We start from the raw sequence: 4,696 nt of genomic DNA, 5'->3' as shown, positions 1-4,696 counted from the left end.
GTCCAAGCACACCTGCTCGAACTCCTCAGCATTGACGAAACCCGACCCCGCTGGCTGGAGACCTAAAACCCCATGTGCGAAGTCCGGGACTAGCCTCGCCCGGCGGAGAGAAACGGTTCTGCGTTCGGTTTCAGTAGGAAACCCCTGGCAGACCGTGCAGCGGGGGAAAGGGACGTACGGTCATGACCACCTCGACAGCGCACCGGGAGACCACCTCGGGGGAGACGGCCGACGAAGGGGGTGACAGCCCCGAACCGGCCGGACCGAGCGGCCTGTCCGGCACCCTGGCCCGGCTCGGCCAGGGCCTCCGGACGGTCGGCAGCCGGTCCTACTGGACCACTCCGCGCCTGGTCAGAGGCCTCACCGCGCTGAGCCTGGCCACTCTGATCGGCCTCGGCGCCACCGCCACCACCGTGCTCGGCGGCGTCCGTGACGGCACCGACACCATCGGCCACCGGGCCGCCCCGCAGGCCACCCGCGCCGCCGACCTCTACTTCGCGCTCAGCGACATGGACGCCCAGGCCGCGAACCTGCTGCTGGTCGGCGCGGACCCGGACTACGCGACGCTGCGCAAGCAGACCCTGGACACCTACGAGCAGCGCCGCGCCCAGGCCGACGACGACCTCCAGCAGTCCGCCCAGGCCGCCTCCGCCGATCCGGCCGGTCAGCGCGCCGTCCAGCTGGTGCTGGGCAAGCTCGGCAGCTACGAGGTCCTGGTGGCCCGCGCCCAGCTGCTGGAGGAGCAGGCCAAGGCCCCGGCCGGCCAGCCCTCGGCAGCCGCCCTGGACGCCTACCGGCAGGCCACCGACCTGCTGCGCCAGCAGCTGCTGCCCGCCGCGGACCAGGTCACCGCTGCCAACCAGGCCACCGTCGACCGGGTGTACGGCGAGCAGCGCGACGCCATGGGCTCCGGCTGGTGGTGGGTGTTCGCGGTCGGTCTGCTCGCCCTCGCCGCGCTGGTCGGGCTCCAGCGTGCCCTGTTCGTGCGCTACCACCGGGTGTTCAACCCGGCGCTGGCCGCCGTCACCCTGCTGACCGGCATCGTCATGGTCGCCGGGCTGTACCTGGTGGGCCGTGCCGACGACCACCTGGTGACCGCGAAGAGCGACGCCTACGACTCGGTGATAGCGCTCAGCCGGGCCCGCGCCGTCGCGTACGACATGAACGCCGACGAGAGCCGGTACCTCACCGACCCGACCCGCGCGACGATGTACGCGCAGGCCTACCTCGACCAGAGCCAGGCGATCGTGCACCTGGACGGCGTGACCCTGGCGAGCTACGACGACCGGCTGCAGGAGGCCGTGACCCGGTACCGGTCGAACCACGGGAAGGTCCCCTTCGGCGGGTACCTGGGCAGCGAGCTGAACAACCTCACCTTCGCCGGCGAGCGGGACGCCGCCGAGCGGGTGCTGGGCGCCTTCCAGGAGTACCAGCTGACCGACCACAAGATCCGTGACCTGCGCGACGGGGGCAAGCTCAAGGACGCGATCACGCTCAACACCGGGCTCGCCAAGGGCCAGTCCAACTACGAGTTCGAGCAGTTGAGCACGGCCATGGGGGACACCATCACGATCAACCGGCGGGCGATGGAGACGGCGGTCGCCGAGACCGACAGCGACCTCGACGGCACCACGGCGGCCCTGGCCGGCGGCGCGCTGGCGGTGGCGCTGGGCCTCGTCGCGCTGGGGGTGCGGCCCCGGCTGCGCGAGTACCGCTGATCCGGAGCGGGGGGCCCGGTGGCGATCGGCGGATCGTCACCGGGCCCCGCTGCGCCCCGTACGGGCAGGGGTGTCCGGAAGCCGTGAGGGCGTGCCACGGTGTGCCGGATTGACAAACACCCTTGCCGTCCCGGCGAATGGCAGGCATGGCCGACGAAGAATTCGAGAACGTCCTGACCACGGTGGGCCCCCGGCTACGGGCCCTGCGCCGGGAGCGCGGCACCACGCTCGCCAAGCTGTCCGCCGCGACCGGCATTTCGCTCAGCACGCTGTCCCGGCTGGAGTCCGGGCAGCGCAAGCCGACCCTGGAGCTGCTGCTGCCGTTGGCCCGGGAGTACCGGGTGCCGCTGGACGAACTGGTCGGCGCCCCGGCCACCGGCGACCCCCGGATCCATCCGCGCCCGGTGACCAGGAACGGCCAGACGATCGTCCCGCTCACCCGCCACCTCGGTGGTCTGCACGCGTACAAGCACATCGTGCCGCCGGGGCGGAACACCGGGCCCGGGCTGGAGTTGAAGGTCCACGAGGGCTACGAGTGGCTGTACGTGCTGTCCGGGCGGCTGCGGCTGGTGCTCGGCCCGCACGACCTGGTCCTGACGGCCGGTGAGGTCGCCGAGTTCGACACCCGCACCCCGCACGCCTTCGGCAACGCCGGTTCGCAGCCGGTGGAGTTCCTCAGCCTGTTCGGTCCGCAAGGTGAGCGCATCCATGTCAGGGCGCGCCCGGGAACCTCTGTTCGGTAGGTTCGTTCCCTGACAGGGGGTTCCCGCTTCGGGCTCCCGCCAGGCCGTCGGGAGGGGCCGAGTACATGAGTGTGGAGCAGAGCACGGAGTCCGGCGAGAGCGGTGGAACGAAGGAGCGGGCGGAGCCGGACGATGGGGCCGGGCAGGCCGGGGCCGGCGAGGCGGCGGAGGCCGGGACGGGGGACGCGGAGCAGGGCGAGAAGCCCGCGCGCAAGAAGCGCCCGTTCTGGCAGGAGCTGCCCATCCTGCTGGTGATCGCCCTGCTGCTCTCGCTCGGCATCAAGACCTTCTTCGTGCAGGCCTTCTCCATCCCCTCAGGTTCGATGGAGAACACCCTGCACATCGGGGACCGGGTGCTGGTCGACAAGCTCACGCCGTGGTTCGGCGCCGAGCCGGAGCGCGGTGAGGTGGTGGTCTTCCGCGATCCGGGCGGCTGGCTGGAGGGCACGCCGACGCAGGACGACGGCTTCACGGGCACCGTTCAGAAGGTGCTGAGCACCGTCGGCCTGATGCCCTCGGCGGACGAGAAGGACCTGATCAAGCGGGTCATCGCGGTCGGCGGGGACACCGTCGAGTGCAACGCGGGCAGCCCGGTGAAGGTGAACGGCGTCGCACTGGACGAGCCGTACCTGTTCCCCGGTGCGACGCCCTGCGACAACGACCCGGTCGGCACCGTCACCGTGCCCAAGGGCAAGCTCTGGGTGATGGGCGACCACCGCAACAACTCGCGGGACTCCCGTCCGCACCACAACGAGACCGGGGACGGGTTCGTGCCGGTGGGCAACGTCGTCGGCCGGGCCTTCGTGGTGGCGTGGCCGATCGCCGACTGGTCCACCCTGCCCGTCCCGGACACCTTCGACAAGGTGTCCTCCGGAGCCGCGGCCGCCCCGGTGGAGGCGCCTCCGGCGCCGGCCGCGCTCGCCTTCGCGGGTGTCGTCCCGATCGCTCTGTGGCGGCGCCGGCGGTCGCGCCGGGCCGCCCGCCGAGACGACGTACGGGCTTCGCCGGAACTCCACCCGCAGTGCTCTACACGACTGTAGAGTTCCGGCGACGAGCCGCCGCCCCGGTTGCGGCCGCAGCCGGGGCGGGCGGGTCGGGAGGCGGAACCGTGGTGGAGAGTCGGCGAAGCCCCGCACCGGCCGTGGAACCGGCCGACGCCGAGGTCCGGTGGGTGTACCAGCCGGTCGAGGTCGACCTCGGCGACGGCGCCTGGGCGCCCGGCCGGATCAGTGGCTGGTGGCGGGACCCGACCGGGCGGCAGTGGTGCCGACTGCGGGTCAGCCGCAGCGGTCAGCCCGCCGGTTGGCGACTGTTCGAGCCCGAGCGGATGCTGCTGCTGCCGGTCTCCGGATTGTGAGGCTCCGGTGGGGAGTTCTTGGCGGAACCGTTCGAAGACCCCTGTCGTCCCTGGCATCGACCGCCGAACAGGCCACTTTCAGCAACCGGGGACGACGTGAGTTCCGAGATCTACTTCAGCAACAACTACCGCGACCTGTGCGAGCAGTACGGAACGGGCGCCGGCTTCCAGTTCGAGTTCTCCTGCTACCGCTGCTCCGACACCTGGCGCTCGCCGTTCGAACGGTTCACCACCGGCCAGGTGGCGGGCTGGATAGGCAAGGGCGTCAGCGCCGCCTGGAACCTCATCGGCGGCAACGCCAACACCATCAGCAACGCCGCCGACGGCCTGGCCGGTCAGACCTGGGGCACCTCGCGTGACGCCGCCTTCCAGCGCGCGATCGACAACGCCCAGACCCACTTCAACCGTTGCGGCCGTTGCACCCACTACGTCTGCGGCCGCTGCTTCGACCCGGCCCAGGGCCTGTGCTTCAACTGCGCCCCGGACACGGCGGCCGAGGCGTTGGCGGCGCAGCGGCGCGGCCTCAACGACATGGTGTCGGACCGGGCGTACCAGGCCGGGCAGCAGTCCGGGGCGGAGTTCGACGTGCGGACGCCGCGGCAGTTGGTCTGTCCGCAGTGCCAGACCGAGACACACGGTACGGCGTTCTGCCCGGGCTGCGGGTTCAAGCTGGCTCAGCCCGTCCAGTGCGCGCAGTGCCACAAGGACGTGCCGGAGGGCGCCGCGTTCTGCCCGTCCTGCGGGACCAGGCGCTGAGTTCCTCCCGAGTGCGACGGGCGGGGTGACCCCCCGGCCGAAACGGGCGGTGCGCCCGCGGGCGTGGGGTGCGCGGGCGCCCCCCCGGCCGTGGTACGCCCGGCCGGCTCAGCCGGAGGGGA

5 protein-coding genes are annotated in these 4,696 nt (G+C 71.9%); all 5 read left to right on the top strand.

The genetic code is table 11. The features are described 5' to 3' along the window. Positions 1-182 precede the first annotated feature (182 nt). The 5 genes from ACFVWU_RS44285 to ACFVWU_RS44265 all read left to right on the top strand — a co-directional run bounded on the left by ACFVWU_RS44285 (position 183) and on the right by ACFVWU_RS44265 (position 4,574). On the top strand, positions 183-1,718 hold the full coding sequence (locus ACFVWU_RS44285) for a hypothetical protein (protein ID WP_387632263.1): 1,536 nt from the start codon (positions 183-185) through the stop codon (positions 1,716-1,718). A gap of 146 nt (positions 1,719-1,864) precedes the next feature. Then, positions 1,865-2,461, top strand: coding sequence for a helix-turn-helix domain-containing protein (locus ACFVWU_RS44280; protein ID WP_387632260.1), 597 nt, complete (start codon positions 1,865-1,867; stop codon positions 2,459-2,461). Positions 2,462-2,526: 65 nt separating this feature from the next. Next, positions 2,527-3,501 (top strand): signal peptidase I, encoded by a 975-nt coding sequence (gene lepB / locus ACFVWU_RS44275; protein WP_387632258.1) that lies wholly within the window; start codon positions 2,527-2,529, stop codon positions 3,499-3,501. A 68-nt stretch (positions 3,502-3,569) separates the two neighbouring features. Continuing rightward, on the top strand, positions 3,570-3,818 hold the full coding sequence (locus ACFVWU_RS44270) for a hypothetical protein (RefSeq protein WP_387632255.1): 249 nt from the start codon (positions 3,570-3,572) through the stop codon (positions 3,816-3,818). Between the two features lie 96 nt (positions 3,819-3,914). Beyond that, entirely contained in the window at positions 3,915-4,574 is a 660-nt protein-coding gene (locus ACFVWU_RS44265) for a zinc ribbon domain-containing protein (RefSeq protein ID WP_387632253.1), read from the top strand. Positions 4,575-4,696: the final 122 nt, after the last annotated feature.

Source organism: Kitasatospora sp. NPDC058190, assembly GCF_042883685.1.
Lineage (GTDB): Bacteria > Actinomycetota > Actinomycetes > Streptomycetales > Streptomycetaceae > Kitasatospora.
This window is presented reverse-complemented; position numbering and strand designations above follow the sequence as displayed.